Raw genomic sequence first — 18402 nt, forward strand, 5'->3', positions numbered from 1 at the left:
TTTTTAAGTAAATTTTTTTAAGTATTGGTTCTGATGTGTTTTTTCAATTGTTCCATATTGGAATTTAAAACGCTTTTGTCCTTAAATGATTTGGCTAAGGCTATGCTACCTTCAATGGTGGCGATGATGTAAAATGCCATTTCGGTTGCATTCAATTCTTGGTTGAACTCTTTATTTGATTGGCCTTCTACAATGATTTCCAAGATTAAATTCTTCCAATTTGAAAAAGCTTTTTTTACCACATCGTTCATTTTAGGATTTGTGTCATCCACCTCGATTGCGGTATTAAGAATAGGACAACCACCAGGAACGAACCGTTCTAAACTAACATTAAGGTAAAAGTTAGGGATAGCCAATAGCTTGTTGATAGCTGATTTTTCAGATTGTATATTCTTAACCAGTCCACGTTGTAATTTACCTAGGTTGTACTTAAAGGCCTCTAAAGAAAGTTCATCCTTATCCGTGAAAGTTCTGTATAGCGCACCTTTTGAATATCCAGCAGCTTCCAATATTTCAGATACAGCAGTACCGGCATATCCCTTCTTATTGAATAAGTCGGCACTAACTTCTATAAAATGCTGTCTAGTTCGCTCGCCTTTTTCTGTGTACATAATCATTGTTCTACAAGTCCAAAGATAACAAAATAAATCAAAAGAGACCGATGCGTCTTTTTTTTAGAAATCATTGTTTCATTTAGGCTCAAATATGCCTAAATTAAAGTGCAACTCAATTTAATATTAGTTTTAGCTTTTCCATATATTCGCTGACCTTTCTCTCGACTTCCTTAGCATAAATTTGAGTTGTGGCCAATTTTGTATAGCCTAATAATTTAGAGACAGTTTCTATTGGGACACCATTACTTACGGTAACGGTAGTGGCAAACGTATGTCTGGCCATATGAAAGGAAGATTCTTTTTGATGCCACATAAATCAGAAATTTCCTTTAAGAAGTTATTCAATTTCTGATTAGAAAGTTTGGGTAGAAGGCTATCAGTATCATAGGTTCTAATATGCTCTTTGTATTTATCTATCAAAATAGCAGCCTTTGACAATAAAGGAATTTTAAATGGCGTACCTGTCTTTATTCTATCTGCCATTATCCAAGGATGTACATCTATTCCTGTAACAATATTATCACTTGTCAATTCAATAATATCGCTGTGCGATATACCGGTGTAGCAGCTGAAAAGGAACAAATCCTTTACCACCACTAAACGCTCAATTGAAGATGATAAATCCTCAATACTTTTTAATTCTTCCTTAGTTAAGAAACCGCGCTCTTTTTGTTCAATCTTCATCTTAAAATTTATGAATGGGTCTTTGTCAATTCATTCCATTCGATAAGCTAAAGTAACCATTCTACGTAGCCTCTTAATATGTTTCATAGCTGCATTGTTCCCTATTTTAGGCTGACCGCTTTTTGGGACGTGAGAACGAAGAAAATTCTCAAAACCGATAACGAAACTATAATCAAGCTTTGCCAAAGGGATATCACTCACCTTGAATTCTTCAGAAAATAATTCTGTCATATAGCGTTGGCTAGTCTTGTTTTGGCCCATCGTGTTCTTATGCAGTTTGTGTTGTCTCTTTTCATTATGATAGTCAATAAGGTTTTGAAAAGAAAAGTGCCTTCTGTCTTCACCTAAATATCTAGCTTTTACCATTTGGGAAGTTAATGGCTTTTCTTCCTTTTTAAAATCTTCGTAAACTCGATAAACTTTTGATTGTACCTCGTTCAAATAAAGATTTAGAATACGTGATTCTTTATCTGTCCCATTTGCTCTCTGGATTTTTTCATCCCAAGTGGTAATATTAATTTTCTTTTTAAGGCTAATATTAACGCGCTTACCATTTAAGGTAATCTCGTAAGTAGATATTTACTTGATCTTTGATTACACGTTTACCGTATACCCAAAACAGTACTGAAAATGTTGTTGAAGTTCTCATAGTTGTCGTCTTTTAATGGTTAAACATTTTTGAGACGAAAGTCAAATCAACTATAATTATATAAGCAAGTTAGGTTATTCTGTCAACATATTAATAATAAAGAAGATATGTTGACGATTTGTGACCTATTTACAATGATTGATAGTTCAACTTGTTTTCGTCTGATGCAAAAGTATACATCCTTTGCCAGAACATAGCTCAATGAGTCATTCAATGGTTTTATGATGCCCTTGTTTGGTTCAATTTCTTTATCGATGATATGTATTGCTTCTTCTACTGAAATCATTTTAAAGAGTTTTCAAATTTTTTCGATAATATGTCACAACGGTCTTTCAATACACCCTTAATGATTTCAGGTCCCGTACCCCATTTGGGGACAGCATCAGTAGTTAATACATTGAGTTTAGAGGTGCATCCCCCTACAAATTGTACCTCAGTCCCAAACACTATTTTTGAAATCTTATGATGTCTGATGACATAAGAACACATAATGCAAGGTTCGTGCGTAGTGTACATAATCGAGTCTGAAAGGAAATCTACTTTTCCTTTTTGTATGGCATTGCGAATGGCATTAATTTCAGCGTGATTTGTAATGTCACTCGTTGATTTACCGCTTTCGATGCCTTCCCCAATAACTTCGTTCCGATAGACCAGAATCGCACCTACTGGTGGATTGCCATTGGACAAAGCCTTCTCTGCCAACACAAGACAGTATTCCATATAGTCGCTATGGGTTTTAATCGTCATCATCGGTAGTTCTATCAGTAATATTCAAGATTGCCCTAAACTCTTCTTCGGTATATCGAGGAATTATATGTTGCGGACAGTTCCAGTCAAATGCCTTTACGTTCAAAACAAAAAGGTGTTCTACAACAGCCTCGTAATCATCAGAAACCAAATCATTGAAAAGTTCATTATCGTTAGGCTTGATTATTTCTGCCTCGGCCCAGATTTTCAATCTGGTCCTTGAAGGGTAATCCATCAGGATTAAAGCAACTTTATTCGAATCGGTCAGGTTACCATAGCTTATATACTGCATATTGCCACGAAAATTCGCAAAGCTGATTTGGGTGGGAGAGAGCACTTTGAGAAATCCCTTCGGGCCACCTCGAAACTGTACGTAGGGCCATCCGTTTTCAGCAACACTTGACATATAGAACATATCGCGACTTTGAATAAAAGCTATCTCCCTCTGATGTAGTTGGACCATTTCCATTTGTTCCATTTGCAAATAATTGTTTCGGGAACCCCTGGCACGCTGCTCTTCTTTCACGCTCTCAGTAAATGCTATATCGGTAAAATTTTTAATCATCATTCTTAAATATTCAGGTTTATGTCTGAGGTAGGTCTGGCACAGCATATAAATATTTTGTCATCTGCCGATGGCATCATAAAGGGTTCGGGGTCATATAAAATAGTACCGCCCAGCAATTGCGATTCACAAGTCGAACACGTACCCATTCTGCAACTGCTGGGTGGTGCGAGTCCCTCTGATTCTGCCAAGTCGAGAATACTGCTCATATCAGAATTCCATAGGGTTTCTATCCCCGAACCAGAAAACAGTACGGTTATTTGACTTTCCGAATTGTCATTGCTTCTTTCGGTTCCCAGCTTTTTCCCTTGACCGAAAAATTCATATAAAATGTCCTCTTCAGGAACATTTAAATCGACCAAGTGGTCGTACATAGCGTTCATAAAGCCTGATGGCCCACAAAGGAAATAGTTGCTGTCCTGACTTACGGTTCTGCTTAATCCATCCTTGTCGATAAATCCTTCAAAGTCGTAATCCAATCCAGATTTTTCAGTTTTCAATGGCGTAGAATGATATATAGAAAGTTTAAGATTGGGGTTTGCTGTTTTAAGGTCATTGAGCCTTTTGATGAACGGTTGCACATTTTTATCAAGGCTTGAGTGGAGAAAATGTATTTCTCTGTCCCTCTGATTTGCAGAAACATATTCAAGCATACTTATCATTGGCGTTATGCCCACACCACCTGAAATTAGAACAATGGGAGAAGTGCTCTTAGTATTCAAATGAAAATCCCCCATCGGAGCGCTTACCTCTATTTCGTCACCCACTTGCAACACGTCGTGAAAGTATCTGGACATTTGCCCTTTCGTTTCTCTTTTTATCGTAAGCCTTAGATTATCTCCATTTGGTGCATCAGACAACGTATAATTTCGTGTAACCACTTCACCACTTCTGGTTTTTACCCGAACCGTAACGAACTGACCGGGTTGATAATCTTCAAGCTCGCACTCCTCTTTTGGTTTGAGGTAGAATGATTTAATGGTAGTACTTTCACGAATTATTTTATTTATGTAAAAATTGCTGAACATCTTTAAGGATTGAATGGGGAAAAACTATTGAATTCCCAATTGGTGTTATTGTGATTATGGGTAATTATCCAACTGGAAATTTTGAAAATCCAGTAGCGGCCAGTTCCGCCCGTCAATTCCATATCCTTTTCGCTGTTTTGGTCGAAAAGTATGGAAGCTTTGCCTGTTAGCTGTAGTGTTTTGTTCTCAACAAAGTCAATAAAAAGAAGACCTGCATTAGCATTTTGAACAAAATTGCCCAAGGTGTTATAAAGGCTGTTACCAGAATAATCAGGAATCTTTATAATATGTTCGTCAGGAATTTGAACAAAGCCCGGATTTCCGCCCCTGTGCGAAGCATCCATTAGACCGTGGCTACTTTGACTACCGACGAATAGTGTATCCGATGATGAAATCCAATCTTTCAATTGTTCAGACAGTATGCTGCCCATCTTTTGCTTAGAACCCAATGTTTCGGTGGCGGTCGGTGAAACTATTTTTCGTTGTTGAATATATTTTGGACAGTTAGGATATGCTTCCACAACGGTCAGTCTTATTTTATCATCGGTGATTGAAATATCACCATTGATTCGATATCTTCTCCGACTTGCCAACTCGATAAAAAGTGTTCCAACACTATTATTTTCGATTAGGTTCTTAAATAGAATATCAAGTTTGCTACTGGTAACTCTGTTTAGGTCAATCGATAATTTGTTGTGCTCCTCTACTTCGATGAAGCCATTATTTCCTGTAACTATTGAAATCCAAACATTCTGTTGTGAATCCACACTACTAATGATGACCATCGACTGGTTTTCGATAAATTTAATGGCACCCAGTACAATGGAATTATTGATTACTCGTCCATTTGCGTCGGCAATATTGACTTCTTCTGTCAATTCTTGAATTTTTCGTTCCCCTTCGTGGTACATAACTCTTTAATTTTCGTTAATAATAAAAAGTTCGCCCAGACCATCTTTATCTGGGCGAACCCTTACTTTAAAATGTTAGGATGTTATAGCCATCCTTCTGTAATTTTACCAGACTTGGCAAGCCAGTCGTTCCTGGTACTTGATTGTCAGTAATCAGGTCAAGTCCAGATGCGTCTGCACCAAATACGTCGGCACAGCCGCAGGAAATACCTGCAATTTTGTCCTCGACGGCTTGATACAATTTGTGTCCTGGATGGTCTTCTTTCTGAAGTTCCTCAGGCCATCTTGTGCCGGCACCTTGGAATTGGATTTGAACATCCTCGCCCGCAGTTTTGAAATCATAGGCGGCTGCCAATGCATTGAATACTCGGCCCAATGCTTCATCGGACCCTGCCTTTGGTTCTGAAAGAACCACAATCGCTGTTTTACTCATAATTATAGATTTAAAATTAAACTACAGCTACACCATTATGGTTGTAACTTTTTTCTTGACCATAACAATACTTTGATGTATCGTTTGGTTAATTTTTCAGTTATATCGTATGCAACGCTAACTCCTAAGAGTGGGGTTTACTGTATACTACTTTATATTATACTTATCCAAAAAGTTCAAGATGTAATTTGCAATCTCATCGCCTTTTTCTTCAATAGCGAAGTGCCCTGTATCCAGCAAATGGAATTCTAAATTCTTTAAGTCTTTTTTGTATGGGTGTGCTCCGTCCGAAGGGAATATGTAGTCATTTTTGCCCCAAACTATTAGCGTGGGCGGTTGATGTTCTCTAAAATATTTCTGCCATTTGGGATATAAGGGAACATTTGTTCTGTAGTCGTAGAACATCGCTAACTGAATCTCATTGTTCCCTTCTTTTAGAATATGTCTCTCATCGATTTGCCAATTATCTGGGCTAATTTTAGTAGAATCCTGCACGCCGTGGGTATATTGCCAAATCAATCCATCGTGTGAATGGAATCCTTCCAGCGCCTTTCCGTTTTCAAGAGTTTTGTTGTTCCAATATTTTTTTATAGGTATCCAAAAGTCTCGTAGCCCCTCCTCGTATGCATTACCATTCTGAATAATAAGAGACTCAACACGCTTAGGATATTTCGATGCTATTCGAAACCCAATTGGCGCGCCATAGTCCATAAGATATATGCTATATTTATCTACTTTTAATTCGTCAAGAAAATCTTCAACTATTTCGGCCATATTATCAAAGGTGTATTCGAAATCGTTGATTGACGGCTGTTCGCTTCTTCCATATCCAGGATAATCGGGTGCCAATACGTGGTATTTGTGCGACAAGTTCTTAATAAGATTTCGGAACATATGGGACGATGTTGGATAACCGTGCAATAATAAGATGGTAGGCTTGTCCCCAGTTCCCGCTTCTCTGTAGAAAACATCTACTCCATTAATGCTAATTGTCTTGTGATAAGTAGGTTCACTAATAATACTCTCAATTTGTTCCGCCGCTCTAGACTCATTATTACTAAATGATGTTGCTGTGGCGAACAGCCCAGCCAACAAGGCAAGGACTATAAAAGATTTCAAATTTTTAATTTTCATAATTCAAATTTTAGTTGTTTACCGAACGTACGGTAAAATTAGTAATCAAATTTTTTATTTATTAATATATATATTTTGAATTTCTTCTAGAGTATTCAAAAAATATTTGTTGGATTTCATTCCCTTGGAAACTATGAGACTGCCTTGAATTTTTATTAGTACTTCTTGACCAATTTTGTAAGCTTCATCTTTATCAAATTCAAAAGCGAGTGCAAGGTTTTTAAAGCCATCAATCCATTTACCCATACTATCATTAAGTTCGTCACCGAAAAGATTTAAACCAATTTGTGCAGAAACGGCTTTCATTAGACAAGCCTTATTCCCGTCTTCATATATATCTTTAATATTACTTAATACTAGGTTCAATCGTTCTTTCGGTAATAGTCCATTATCCGCTATAACCTGAAGAATACTTTTTTCAAGCCAGTCATCAATGAAAGATAGTAATGCCTGTCCAATTTCTTTCTTACCACCGGGAAACCTATGATAGAGGCTTGCTTTTTTTAAGCCAGCTGCATTAGATAAATCATTTAAACTCGTGCCATCATATCCCTTATCTCTAAGAACGGACATCATACTCATTAATAATTCTTTATCCTCTACTTTTTGTGGTCTCATAGTACAAATATAATAAAAAATAATTACCTACCAAACGTTCGGTAATTATTTATTGAATTAAGTCAATAAATTACTTAATGATTGCATATCCTCACTCATCTTTCTTTCAACAACTCTTGCATAAATTTGTGTGGTAGCAATTTTCGTATGACCTAGTAGCTTGGAAACAGTTTCTATGGGAACCCCATTTGACAAGGTCACAGTAGTCGCAAAAGTATGTCGCGCCATATGAAAAGTCAGGTTCTTTTTAATTCTACATAAATCTGCTATTTCCTTGAGGTAACTGTTTAGTTTCTGATTGGAAAGTCGAGGTGGAATAGCATCACTACCGTAAGTTCTCGGGTGTTCTTTATATTTATCTATTAATTTTTTGGCTTGAGCTAGTAATGGAATTTTAAAAGGTGTTCCTGTTTTGACTCTTTCAGCCATTATCCAAGGTTTGTCGTCCAAACCAATTACAATATTACAATCGGTCAATTCAACAATATCAACATACGAAATTCCGGTATAACAGCTGAAAATGAAAATATCTCTTACGATAATAAGTCGTTCTATTGATGATGTCATATCCTCAATACTTCTCAGTTCGTGAGCAGTCAAAAACTCACGTGCCTTTTTTTCGATTCTAATGGTATAATTATCAAACGGGTCTCTGACCAGCCATTCCATTCGATAAGCCAAAGTAATCATTCTTCTTAAACGTTTAATGTGCTTCATTGCCGTATTATGACCAATTTTTAGTTGACCAGATTTCGGCACAAAGCTTCTGAGGTAATTTTCAAATCCTACAACAAAGCTGTAGTCCATTTCAAGAAGTAAAATATCTGGCTTCTTGTATTCCTCTAGAATATAAGAGAGCATATACCGTTGGCTTGTTTTATATTGACCTATCGTGTTCTTATGCAATTTATGTTGCATTTTCTCATTATGATACTCAATAAGATTCTGGAATGAATGACTTTTTCTTGATTCGCCAAGAAATCTATCTTTTATAGATTGGGAAGTAGAGAGAATTTCATCTGATTTCATTTGCTCATAAATCCGATAGATTTTTGATTGAACATCATTCGGATAAAGGTTGAGCGCCTTTGAAACTTTACTGGAGCCATCTGCTCGTTGAGTCTTTGCATTCCAAGTAGTAGTATCCACTTTTCGCTTTAAACTAATATTGACCCGTTGGCCATTTAGGGTAAGGCGTATATAGATGTTTGTCTGGTTATTTACTGCACGTGAGGCGTATATCCAGAATTAGGATTGAAAATGTTGATGAAGTGCGCATAGTCGTCGTCTTTTAATGGTTAAACATCGTTGGACGAAAGTCAAATCAACTACATGCATATCAGTAAGTTAAGTTATTCTGTCAACATTTTTTTATAAAAAAAGATATGTTGACGATTTGTGACCTTTTAAAAGTAAATCATATCAATTTGTATGATTGCCTTAAAATTATAAAACCTTGTAAATCATACGATTTACAAGGTTTTGAGGGATTTTAATTTCCCAATAAGCGGTCTGGACGGGACTCGAATGAATTTATTTGGTTTCTTGCTTATTTTCCATTTACTACTCTTTTGACAATAATAGTTTTTCTATATCGTCATAACTGTTTAGTTGGTCATCAGGTAATATATTATCTATTAATTCAAGTATGGTTATAACTGCGGATTCGTTTGAACAAAAAGGTAATCTTGGAGGACATAAAATTCCATCGCCCTCTAAAGCTAAAATACTAACCCTTAAAAGGCAAGAAATGATATAGCGCAATTCGCCATTATTTTCAACCATAAAAGTAACCTCTTGTGATGATAGTTCCTCATCATCAATCTGATAGCACTTTCGTTTTCTAGGGCTTAAAAGCTTAACAGTAGCTTCCAGTTTTTCTTTGTCCGATCTAATGGTGTTATCCTTATTTTTCATCTTTATTATCTGCTGTCTCAAGAAGTTCTGCAATACGATCCATACAATGCATCTGATCGTGTGGTAAGAGTTCCAAAATCAAATTAATAACCTTTGTGACACTATGCTCTGCAATAGTGCTTCTATATGCAGGGGATGCGAACATCCCATTCCCATCTAAACAATAATAACACACTTTCAAAAGTTCAGAAATATAACTGGTGATATCCTCATTACTGGACACTTCAATACTGATGGTTTTTCGTGTTCGATTCCCATAAGGTTCTTTTTGCATTCCAGAGAAATTTTTAACCAGTTTTTTAATGGCTTTTATTTTTTTTGTTTTCTTTTTCATAATGGTCTGATTATTTTCTTTCTTTTTTTGATAGCATGAGTTCTCGCATTTTATCCAAATAAATAGCTTCCTCAAAGGGGATTAATTTCTTAGCGAATTCTAAAACAGTTTTTACATCGGATTCTATATTCTTTATATGTAGTGTTAAGTCTTGTTGTCCTTCCAAGGCTAGGATACTAACATTGAGCATGGATTTTAATGTGCTGAACAGTTCCACATAATCATAAACTCGAACATAATTCAAATAATAGCCATTGTGCTTACCTCCTATTGGGGTTAATAGCTTAAAATTTTCTTTACTTAATTCTTTAATCCTTTTAAGCTTTTTATAGTTTTTGTTGGAGTTCTTTTTTGTTTTTTTAATCGGACAGTTGGCTTCTGTTATGTTCGTGGCATTGTAATACACTTCGTTTTGAAACTTTAATAATTCTTGATTGAATAGTCTAATAACTTCTTTTATGAAAAGTGATACTCTAAGGTTTAGGGCTTGCATTTCTTGTTCTGTAATGGTATAATGATGGGTGTATCTCGACGACCCATATGCGTCATCCAACAGCTTTAATAAAGTTTTATCTGCTTCTGAGTGTTTTGAAAACACTCCTTTTAATGGGGTAATATAGCCTTCAACATAACTTTCATGATTGCTGATACTATGGCATATTTTCACGGATCCTGTTATAAAGCTTTCTAACATGCGATAGGTCAGTTCATAGGTTTGGTGAACCATAAACGCGGCTTGTGGATGGTCTTTTCGGTTTAGGTAAAATTTTACACCTTTTTTAAATGATTTAACTTTAGATATATCGCGTTTAAATCTGGTTTTTGCTTTTTCATAAACCTTTTCTAAATCCAAGGTTTTTAAAACCCATGGGGCATTCAAGCTTGTATCTTTATAAACTAAATATTTATCTAGGCAATGATTATGGAAATACAGGTTGCCCTGATGCAATTCTTGATTGACATATTGCAATGAGAAAAACGAATATTTATAATCTGGATAGTCCTCAAATATACTTGTGATAACGGGTTGTATTTGGGTCGCAATTCCTCTGGGTAACAGGCTTGTTATAATAGTCATTCTATACTTAAAAGGATTTCTTTCTGTGCCTTGGCTTAAATAAATGCGCTCTACATCTAACAAGGTATTGATTTTTAAAACTATGCCTTCAAGCTCCTTTGGGTCGTTTAGAATGCTTTGATTGTTGATTGTTGCTTCCATAATTTTAGCTTTTATATAAAGTAACGATTTGCACCTTGAGTACCGAACCACAGCAAGTTGTAATTTACTCGGCGCAACTTGTTTTTTACTTGTATATTTATGGGATTAATCACTATATTTGAAGTATGGAAACAGCCACAAAACCAAATCACATAGGACGGAAAATTAGTCGGATTCGTGAACTTAGAGGCATGAAGCAGGAAACCCTTGCAGACGCTTTAGGAATTAGCCAGCAGGCAGTCTCGAAAATTGAACAGTCCCCAGAGGTTGAAGATGATAAACTAGATAAAGTTGCTAAAGCTTTAAATGTGTCATCTGAAACTATTAGAAATTTTTCTGAAGAACTGGCAATAAACTATTTTAATAACTTTTACGATAATAGTTCTAGTCAAGGAAATAGTTTTAACCAAGGTTCATTTGCGACCTTCAACCCATTAGATAAAGTTGTTGAACTTTACGAACGCCTTTTGCAAGCTGAAAAAGATAAAATTGAGTATTTGGAAAAGCTAATGAAAGAAAAATAAAATTACTTGATACAAAAAAAATATACTATTGAAAAAGGGAATCATTTAAAAAACGATTCCCTTTTTACTTTTAAACTACTCTTAAAAGGTCTATAAACTTTGATACACATTATCTGAATCGTTTTTTGCCTTCAAAAACTGTTCTCTTAGTTTTTTCATATCATCACTAACTTTTCGCTCAATAACCTTAGCATAAACTTGGGTAGTTGATATTCTAGAATGTCCTAATAATTTTGAGACTGTTTCAATGGGCATACCATTACTTAATGTTACCGTGGTGGCAAAGGTGTGTCTAGCAATATGGAATGTTAAATTCTTTTTGATACCACATAAATCAGCTATTTCCTTTAGGTAAGCATTTAGTTTTTGGTTTGAAATTTTTGGAAATAAATTTTCTTGAATCTTTGACTTTCTAGTCCTTTTATACTTTTCTATAATTTCCAATGCCTGTGGAAGTATTGGGATTCTTATGAACTTGGTTGTTTTCTCTCGTTTATAGTAAATCCATAATTCGCCGTCAATTCCTATACTAATATTATCTTCCGTTAAATTAATGACATCTATATAACTTAAACTGGTATAGCAACTGAACACGAACAGGTCTTTGACCAATTGCAACCGCTCAATCGTAAATTGCTTCTCCTCTACTGCTTTCAGTTCCTGTAAACTTAAAAAACCTCGCTCTATTTTTATAAATTTGGCTTTGAAGTTTACAAAGGGGGCTTTGTCAATCCATCCCAGTTTAAATGCCAAGTTTATCAATTTTCTGAAACGCTCTATATGTTTCATCACCGTATTATTACCCATTGGTTTTTGATGCTCATCAGGAGTATGTCCTTTTAAATATTTTTCAAACTTAATTATGAAGTTATAATCAAGTTCTTGTAAATAGATATCAGTGGTCTTATAGGTTTTTAATAGAAATTTTGATACATACTTTTGGGTGGTATAGTAATTCTTTTGAGTGCCCCATTTTAATTTACCCTGCATATCTTCATTATGATACTTAATAATATCAATAACGGAATGATTCTGCTCATCTTCTCCTAAATACCTTGCTTTTATTGCTTGGGAGGTTATAAGCTTATGTTCTAGCTTTAATTCTTGATAACATTTAAAAATACCACTATTTACTTCTTCTAAATAGTTGTTAAGTATTCTAGCGTTTTGGTTAGTGCCTCGGGATCTTCCCTTATGCGCATCCCAATCGGATACGGAAACTTTTCGTTTTAAACTAATGGTTGCCCGTTTACCATTAACTGTGATTCTAACGTAAATGGAGGCTTGGTTGTTTTTTGCTCTGGAAAAATCTGCCCAGAACAAAATACTGAAAGTTGTTGTTGTTTTCATGATTTCGTCTTTTTGTTAATACTTAGTTTATTACCAGACGAAAGTCAAATCACTTTAAAGATACATTTATTCTACCAACTAATCATTGAATTTTAACAATTCGGTCAACACTTTGATCAAAATGGATTTGTTATCCGATTTGTTGCCTTTTTTAACAGTATTTTTTACATCCATATGATATTGTTAAAATGCGAAAAACCTGTAAATCATACGATTAACAGGTTTTTGATGTAGATTGATATACTATTTTGTCGGGGTGGCAGGATTCGAACCTGCGGCCTCCACGTCCCAAACGTGGCGCGATAACCGGGCTACGCTACACCCCGAATTAGTTATCCTTTTTTAAGGACTGCAAATATATAGTTTTCTTTTATAATTAAAATCATTTGAGCATTTCTTTTTTACTTTTTAAAAATATAAAGGGCTTTAAATTTTTTACAAAGAAATAATCTTAAATTTGTTAAGTTAAATATTAAATTTATAATTGTGCTTATAATAGGAATTGCTGGTGGTACTGGATGTGGTAAAACAACCGTTGTGAATCAGATATTAAATGAACTTCCAGAAGGCGAAGTTGGTATAATATCTCAAGACTCCTATTATAAAGACACCTCCCATTTAACTTATGATGAGCGTGTTAAAATAAATTTTGACCACCCACGATCTATTGATTTCGATTTATTAGCAACCCACTTAAAAGACTTAAAAAACAACAAAGCCATACACCAACCCATATATTCGTTCGTTAAACACAATAGAACCGGTGACACTATTATTACGAACCCTAGAAAGGTAATGATTGTTGAAGGTATTTTAATACTCACAAATCCTGAGTTAAGAGCAATGTTTGATATTAAAATTTTCGTGCATGCTGATAGTGATGAGCGTTTAATCAGACGCTTAAAACGGGATATTTCTGAACGCGGAAGGGACTTAAACGAAGTTTTGCAACGCTATAAAACAACATTAAAACCAATGCATAATCAGTTCATTGAACCTATGAAGGAATACGCAGATATTATCATTCCTAATAACAAGTACAATACTGTTGCTGTTGATATTGTTAGAACCATAATAACAGAAAAACTTTAATATGGGCATTCCTAATAATAAATACCTTAACCCCTTCAAAAATATATTTATACTTATTTTAGTGGTATTTGCTGTTTGGATGTTATTTTTTGATGCCAATTCTTGGCTTATTCATCATGAATTAAACACCGATATTAAAGATTTAGAAAACGAAAAAGACTATTATAGAAAAGAAATAGAAAAAGATAACAAAGCCTTAAAAGAATTGAGCACAGAAGAAGGTTTAGAGAAATTTGCTCGCGAAGCATATTATATGAAACGTGACAATGAAGACATTTACATTATTGAATATGAAGATAGTTTAAAAACAAAACAGAATGAATAAAGAGTTTTTCGGTGAATTTGATACTGTCTCTTCCAAACAGTGGAAGCAAAAAATACAGTTCGATTTAAAAGGCGCTGATTATAATGACACCCTTATTTGGAAAACTAACGAAGCTATAAATGTAAAGCCATTTTATCATGCCGATGATTTTGAAATACTTCCAAGTGTTTCAAATACACAAGCTACCCAATGGAACATCTGTCAGTCTATTTTTGTCGCTGATGTTAAAAAATCTAACCTAAAAGCTCTTGATGTTATTCAACGTGGAGCAGAAAGTATTCATTTTATTTTACCATCAGAAGACATTTCAATTGAAGACTTATTAAAAAACTTAGATTTAGATACCACTCCTCTTTATTTTGAATTGCAATTTCTTTCTGAAAAATTTGTTAAAAAGCTTTCTGCCATGACATCAAAAGCAGGCATACAGATTCAAACAGACATTATAGGGAATCTGACTAAAACTGGGAATTGGTTCAATAATTTAAACGATGACTTTAAAAAATTTGAATCTATTACGGAACACACATCACAGTTTTGTATTGATGTTTCTTTATATCAAAACGCTGGGGCAAACATGGTACAACAACTGGCGTATGCCTTAGCCCATGCCAATGAGTACTTAAATTACAGGGCTATTAAGAAAGAAGCAACACCATTTTTCAATATTGATTTTAAAGTTTCCGTTAGTACCAATTATTTTTTCGAAATAGCAAAACTTAGAGCTTTACGTACCCTTTGGCATACACTTGCCCTAGAATACAACACCAATACAACTTGCCATATTTTTGCCTTACCAACTAAACGCAATAAAACACTCTACGACTATAATACTAATATGTTACGTACGACTACGGAGTGTATGAGTGCTATTCTTGGTGGTGCAAATACAATATGCAATTTACCATATGATGCCATTTATCATAAAAGCAATGAGTTTGGGGAACGTATTGCCAGAAATCAATTATTAGTTTTAAAGCACGAAAGTTATTTTGATAAAGTTGACAACCCATCAGACGGGTCCTATTACATAGAAAATCTTACCCATCAACTAGCCGAAAAAGCTTTAAATGTATTTAAAGATATTGAAGCCAACGGTGGTTTTTTAAAACAGCTAAAAGACGGCACCATCCAACGCAAAATAAAAGAAAACGCGAATAAAGAACAGGAACAATTTAATGCGGGAGAGGACATTTTATTGGGGACAAACAAACACCCAAACACCCATGATAAAATGAAAAATGAATTGGAACTCTACCCCTTTGTAAAAACAAATCAAAGAAAAACACTAATAGAACCTATAATAGAAAAGCGGTTAGCAGAACTATTAGAACAAAAACGATTAGAAACCGAGTAATATTTAAATTTTAATACCAATGAGAACAGTATTTTTTAAACTTTTAATCATCACTTTAGCCTTTAGTATAGTCAGTTGTAAAAAAGAAAACACATTTACAGATTACAAATATGCAGATGGACCAGCAGTGATAACTTGTGAAGGCCTAAACTCAAAATTATACCAAGAAGCCCTTTACGCTTTTGAAAATGACATTTTAACTTATCATAAAAAAATAAATACCAGCACCACATTAGTTCAGGCATATTCCAGAGTAATGAGAGCCTCTATTTATGGACAATTAAAACTTGAAGAGATTATTTCTGCCCATACCGTAAAAGTTTTTAAAGCTTTAAAAAACGAAAACGATTTATGGGTTGAAGGTAATCCAAAAAGTCGTTTAAATTACAATAGTATTATAGTAAATTGCATCTCGAAAAATATTATGGACAAAGCTTTAAATACGACATTTAATGCACTAATATCAACGAACAGTATGAGTCCAAAATTATTTGGAAGCCCCTTAATGTCTAAGTTCACACGAACATCAAATGACAAATATTTAGCCACATATATCGCTTTAGATTTATTTTATGCCAAACTTTTTGACGTGGATTTATCTAAAATCAATTTCGATAAAAAAGAGCCTCTTGAAGATTTTGATGTGATTTTAAAAAAGCCTGAAGCCGATCCACACGCAGGTCATAACCATTAATCACGAATAGATTTGAGAAAGAACCTGCAACATATAAGTCTTAAAATGGAAACTGAAGATAAAAAACCACTGGTTAATAAGTGTTTTTTAACATCTGAAGGTATTACGGTTAAGTCAATGTATTCAAAAAATGATGTTGAAGATTTAGAACATCTCAATTTTGTTGCTGGAATATCTCCAAATTTACGTGGTCCATACAGCACCATGTATGTTAGAAGACCATGGACCATTCGACAGTATGCCGGATTTTCTACAGCAGAGGATAGCAATGCCTTTTATAGGCGTAACCTTAAGGCTGGACAAAAAGGACTATCCGTTGCTTTTGATTTAGCTACCCATCGCGGTTATGATTCCGACCATGAACGTGTTGTTGGCGATGTTGGTAAAGCAGGAGTCGCCATTGATTCGGTAGAAGATATGAAAATCCTCTTCAACCAAATCCCTTTAGATAAAATGTCGGTTTCAATGACCATGAACGGTGCCGTTTTGCCCATTATGGCCTTTTACATTGTTGCTGCCGAAGAACAAGGTGTTAAACCTGAAGCATTAGCAGGTACCATTCAAAATGATATTTTAAAGGAGTTTATGGTACGTAATACTTATATCTATCCGCCTACACCATCCATGAAAATCATTTCTGATATTTTTGAATATACGAGTAAAAACATGCCTAAATTCAATAGCATTAGTATATCAGGATACCACATGCAAGAAGCTGGTGCAACTTGTGATATTGAATTGGCTTACACCCTAGCAGATGGTTTAGAATATATTAGAAAAGGATTAGCAGCAGGCATGGACATAGACACCTTTGCGCCACGTCTTTCTTTCTTTTGGGCTATTGGCATGAACCATTTTATGGAAATTGCAAAAATGCGAGCTGCAAGAATGTTATGGGCTAAATTAGTAAAACAATTCAATCCTAAAAATGAAAAATCATTAGCATTACGTACCCATTGTCAAACATCAGGTTGGAGTTTAACTGAACAAGATCCATTTAACAATGTCGCAAGAACAACTATAGAAGCAGCTGCGGCAGCTTTTGGAGGCACACAAAGTTTACATACTAATGCTTTAGACGAGGCCATTGCTTTACCTACCGATTTCTCAGCACGAATAGCCAGAAATACACAAATATTTTTACAAGAAGAAACCAAGATTACAAAAACCGTTGACCCATGGGCTGGCAGTTATTATGTTGAAAGATTGACCCATGATATTACCCAAAAAGCATGGTCACTGATTGAAGAAGTTGAAGAACTTGGAGGAATGACAAAAGCCATTGAAGCTGGAATCCCTAAAATAAGAATTGAAGAAGCCGCAGCAAGGAAACAGGCTCGAATAGATTCAGGACAAGATATTATAGTTGGGGTCAATAAATATAAGCTTAAAGAAGAAGACCCTATTTCAACCCTTGAAGTCGATAACCAAACTGTTAGAAATTCTCAGATAGAGCGATTAAACACGATTAAATCAAAACGAAATTCAACAAAAGTTAAAGCGACTTTAGCAAAATTAACCGAAGCTGCAAAAATTTCCTTAAATTCGATTAACTCTAATGCTATTAACAAAATAAATTTAAAAGATTCTGACCTTCGTCAGAATATGAATTTACTAGCTTTAGCTGTTGAAGCTGCCCGCGAACGCGCCACTCTTGGAGAAATTAGTGATGCATTAGAAGTAGAATACGGGCGATACAAAGCACAAATAAAATCATTTTCAGGCGTGTATAGTAAAGAAATAAAAGACGATAAATCCTTTAAAAAGGCTCAAGAACTCGCTGATGTTTTTGCAGAACAAGATGGTAGACGTCCTCGTATTATGATTGCAAAAATGGGGCAAGATGGTCACGATCGTGGTGCTAAGGTCGTAGCTACAGGTTATGCTGATGTGGGTTTTGATGTTGATATTGGCCCCTTATTTCAAACGCCTCAAGAAGCCGCAAAGCAAGCTGTTGAAAATGATGTGCATATATTAGGTGTATCCTCATTGGCAGCAGGACATAAAACCTTAGTCCCTAAAGTAATTGATGCCCTAAAAGCATACGGGCGAGATGATATTATGGTTATTGTTGGCGGCGTGATTCCTAAACAAGATTATCAGTATTTATTTGATGCAGGTGCCGTAGCAGTTTTTGGCCCTGGGACAAAAATTAGCGAGGCCGCTATAAAAATTTTAGATATTTTGATTGATGACGAATAGACCCT

Annotated in this window: 22 protein-coding genes, 1 tRNA gene and 1 pseudogene; 6 read left to right on the forward strand and 18 right to left on the reverse strand. The window is 35.0% G+C overall.

All coding sequences use genetic code 11. The annotated features are described in order from the left end of the window. Positions 1-17 precede the first annotated feature (17 nt). The 16 genes and pseudogenes from ABD941_RS04030 to ABD941_RS04105 all read right to left on the reverse strand — a co-directional run bounded on the left by ABD941_RS04030 (position 18) and on the right by ABD941_RS04105 (position 10853). Positions 18-611 (reverse strand): TetR/AcrR family transcriptional regulator, encoded by a 594-nt coding sequence (locus tag ABD941_RS04030; protein ID WP_345272756.1) that lies wholly within the window; start codon positions 609-611, stop codon positions 18-20. Between the two features lie 115 nt (positions 612-726). Beyond that, entirely contained in the window at positions 727-927 is a 201-nt protein-coding gene (locus tag ABD941_RS04035) for a tyrosine-type recombinase/integrase (RefSeq protein WP_345272757.1), read from the reverse strand. Then, complete coding sequence (locus ABD941_RS04040) at positions 861-1298, reverse strand: site-specific integrase (RefSeq protein WP_345272758.1); 438 nt, start codon at positions 1296-1298, stop codon at positions 861-863. Before ABD941_RS04040 ends, ABD941_RS04035 begins: the two co-directional genes overlap by 67 nt. Positions 1299-1328: 30 nt before the next feature. Continuing rightward, a complete protein-coding gene (locus tag ABD941_RS04045) occupies positions 1329-1877 on the reverse strand; it encodes a phage integrase SAM-like domain-containing protein (RefSeq protein ID WP_345273666.1) in 549 nt (182 codons plus the stop codon). A gap of 352 nt (positions 1878-2229) precedes the next feature. Then, positions 2230-2697: a nucleoside deaminase gene (locus ABD941_RS04050; protein WP_345272759.1), complete on the reverse strand. Its 468-nt coding sequence runs from the start codon at positions 2695-2697 to the stop codon at positions 2230-2232. After that, positions 2684-3307 carry a pyridoxamine 5'-phosphate oxidase family protein gene (locus ABD941_RS04055; protein ID WP_345272760.1) on the reverse strand — a complete coding sequence of 208 codons (624 nt, stop codon included), beginning with the start codon at positions 3305-3307 and terminating at the stop codon, positions 2684-2686. Before ABD941_RS04055 ends, ABD941_RS04050 begins: the two co-directional genes overlap by 14 nt. Beyond that, positions 3265-4287: an FAD-binding oxidoreductase gene (locus ABD941_RS04060; RefSeq protein ID WP_345272761.1), complete on the reverse strand. Its 1023-nt coding sequence runs from the start codon at positions 4285-4287 to the stop codon at positions 3265-3267. The genes ABD941_RS04055 and ABD941_RS04060 overlap by 43 nt, the downstream gene beginning before the upstream one ends. 2 nt (positions 4288-4289) lie before the next feature. Next, on the reverse strand, positions 4290-5198 hold the full coding sequence (locus ABD941_RS04065) for a pyridoxamine 5'-phosphate oxidase family protein (protein ID WP_345272762.1): 909 nt from the start codon (positions 5196-5198) through the stop codon (positions 4290-4292). 67 nt (positions 5199-5265) lie between these two features. After that, positions 5266-5631 carry a DsrE family protein gene (locus ABD941_RS04070; protein ID WP_345272763.1) on the reverse strand — a complete coding sequence of 122 codons (366 nt, stop codon included), beginning with the start codon at positions 5629-5631 and terminating at the stop codon, positions 5266-5268. Between the two features lie 147 nt (positions 5632-5778). Further along, on the reverse strand, positions 5779-6765 hold the full coding sequence (locus ABD941_RS04075) for an alpha/beta fold hydrolase (RefSeq protein ID WP_345272764.1): 987 nt from the start codon (positions 6763-6765) through the stop codon (positions 5779-5781). A 54-nt stretch (positions 6766-6819) separates the two neighbouring features. Beyond that, positions 6820-7383, reverse strand: coding sequence for a TetR/AcrR family transcriptional regulator (locus ABD941_RS04080; RefSeq protein WP_345272765.1), 564 nt, complete (start codon positions 7381-7383; stop codon positions 6820-6822). Positions 7384-7440: 57 nt separating this feature from the next. Further along, complete coding sequence (locus ABD941_RS04085; protein WP_345272766.1) at positions 7441-8289, reverse strand: site-specific integrase; 849 nt, start codon at positions 8287-8289, stop codon at positions 7441-7443. Positions 8290-8430: 141 nt separating this feature from the next. After that, a pseudogene (locus ABD941_RS04090) lies at positions 8431-8625 on the reverse strand (Arm DNA-binding domain-containing protein); the annotation flags it as partial. Positions 8626-8946: 321 nt separating this feature from the next. Further along, positions 8947-9300 carry a hypothetical protein gene (locus ABD941_RS04095; RefSeq protein ID WP_345272767.1) on the reverse strand — a complete coding sequence of 118 codons (354 nt, stop codon included), beginning with the start codon at positions 9298-9300 and terminating at the stop codon, positions 8947-8949. Beyond that, entirely contained in the window at positions 9290-9634 is a 345-nt protein-coding gene (locus ABD941_RS04100; protein ID WP_345272768.1) for a hypothetical protein, read from the reverse strand. Before ABD941_RS04100 ends, ABD941_RS04095 begins: the two co-directional genes overlap by 11 nt. A 10-nt stretch (positions 9635-9644) precedes the next feature. Then, on the reverse strand, positions 9645-10853 hold the full coding sequence (locus ABD941_RS04105) for a HEPN domain-containing protein (RefSeq protein ID WP_345272769.1): 1209 nt from the start codon (positions 10851-10853) through the stop codon (positions 9645-9647). Positions 10854-10978: 125 nt separating this feature from the next. Here ABD941_RS04105 and ABD941_RS04110 point away from each other — a divergent pair, with 125 nt between their 5' ends. Further along, the gene (locus tag ABD941_RS04110) at positions 10979-11377 is read left to right on the forward strand and encodes a helix-turn-helix domain-containing protein (protein ID WP_345272770.1); all 399 of its coding nucleotides are present in this window, start codon (positions 10979-10981) and stop codon (positions 11375-11377) included. A gap of 90 nt (positions 11378-11467) precedes the next feature. Here the strand turns inward: ABD941_RS04110 and ABD941_RS04115 are convergent, their stop codons facing one another. Both ABD941_RS04115 and ABD941_RS04120 read right to left on the reverse strand, forming a co-directional pair. Beyond that, complete coding sequence (locus tag ABD941_RS04115) at positions 11468-12727, reverse strand: site-specific integrase (RefSeq protein WP_345272771.1); 1260 nt, start codon at positions 12725-12727, stop codon at positions 11468-11470. A 251-nt stretch (positions 12728-12978) separates the two neighbouring features. Beyond that, positions 12979-13053 (reverse strand) — tRNA-Pro (locus ABD941_RS04120). Positions 13054-13213: 160 nt separating this feature from the next. Here ABD941_RS04120 and udk point away from each other — a divergent pair. The 5 genes from udk to scpA are packed head-to-tail and all read left to right on the forward strand — an operon-like array spanning position 13214 to position 18397. Then, the gene (udk, locus tag ABD941_RS04125; protein ID WP_345272772.1) at positions 13214-13819 is read left to right on the forward strand and encodes a uridine kinase; all 606 of its coding nucleotides are present in this window, start codon (positions 13214-13216) and stop codon (positions 13817-13819) included. A gap of 1 nt (position 13820) precedes the next feature. Further along, positions 13821-14144, forward strand: coding sequence for an FtsB family cell division protein (locus ABD941_RS04130; RefSeq protein WP_345272773.1), 324 nt, complete (start codon positions 13821-13823; stop codon positions 14142-14144). Then, a complete protein-coding gene (locus tag ABD941_RS04135; protein WP_345272774.1) occupies positions 14137-15501 on the forward strand; it encodes a methylmalonyl-CoA mutase subunit beta in 1365 nt (454 codons plus the stop codon). Before ABD941_RS04130 ends, ABD941_RS04135 begins: the two co-directional genes overlap by 8 nt. A 19-nt stretch (positions 15502-15520) precedes the next feature. Beyond that, positions 15521-16195 (forward strand): hypothetical protein, encoded by a 675-nt coding sequence (locus tag ABD941_RS04140; protein WP_345272775.1) that lies wholly within the window; start codon positions 15521-15523, stop codon positions 16193-16195. 45 nt (positions 16196-16240) lie between these two features. Next, positions 16241-18397 (forward strand): methylmalonyl-CoA mutase, encoded by a 2157-nt coding sequence (gene scpA, locus ABD941_RS04145; protein WP_345272776.1) that lies wholly within the window; start codon positions 16241-16243, stop codon positions 18395-18397. Positions 18398-18402: the final 5 nt, after the last annotated feature.

The sequence above is a fragment of the Flaviramulus aquimarinus genome, assembly GCF_039543205.1.
Classification (GTDB): domain Bacteria; phylum Bacteroidota; class Bacteroidia; order Flavobacteriales; family Flavobacteriaceae; genus Flaviramulus_B; species Flaviramulus_B aquimarinus.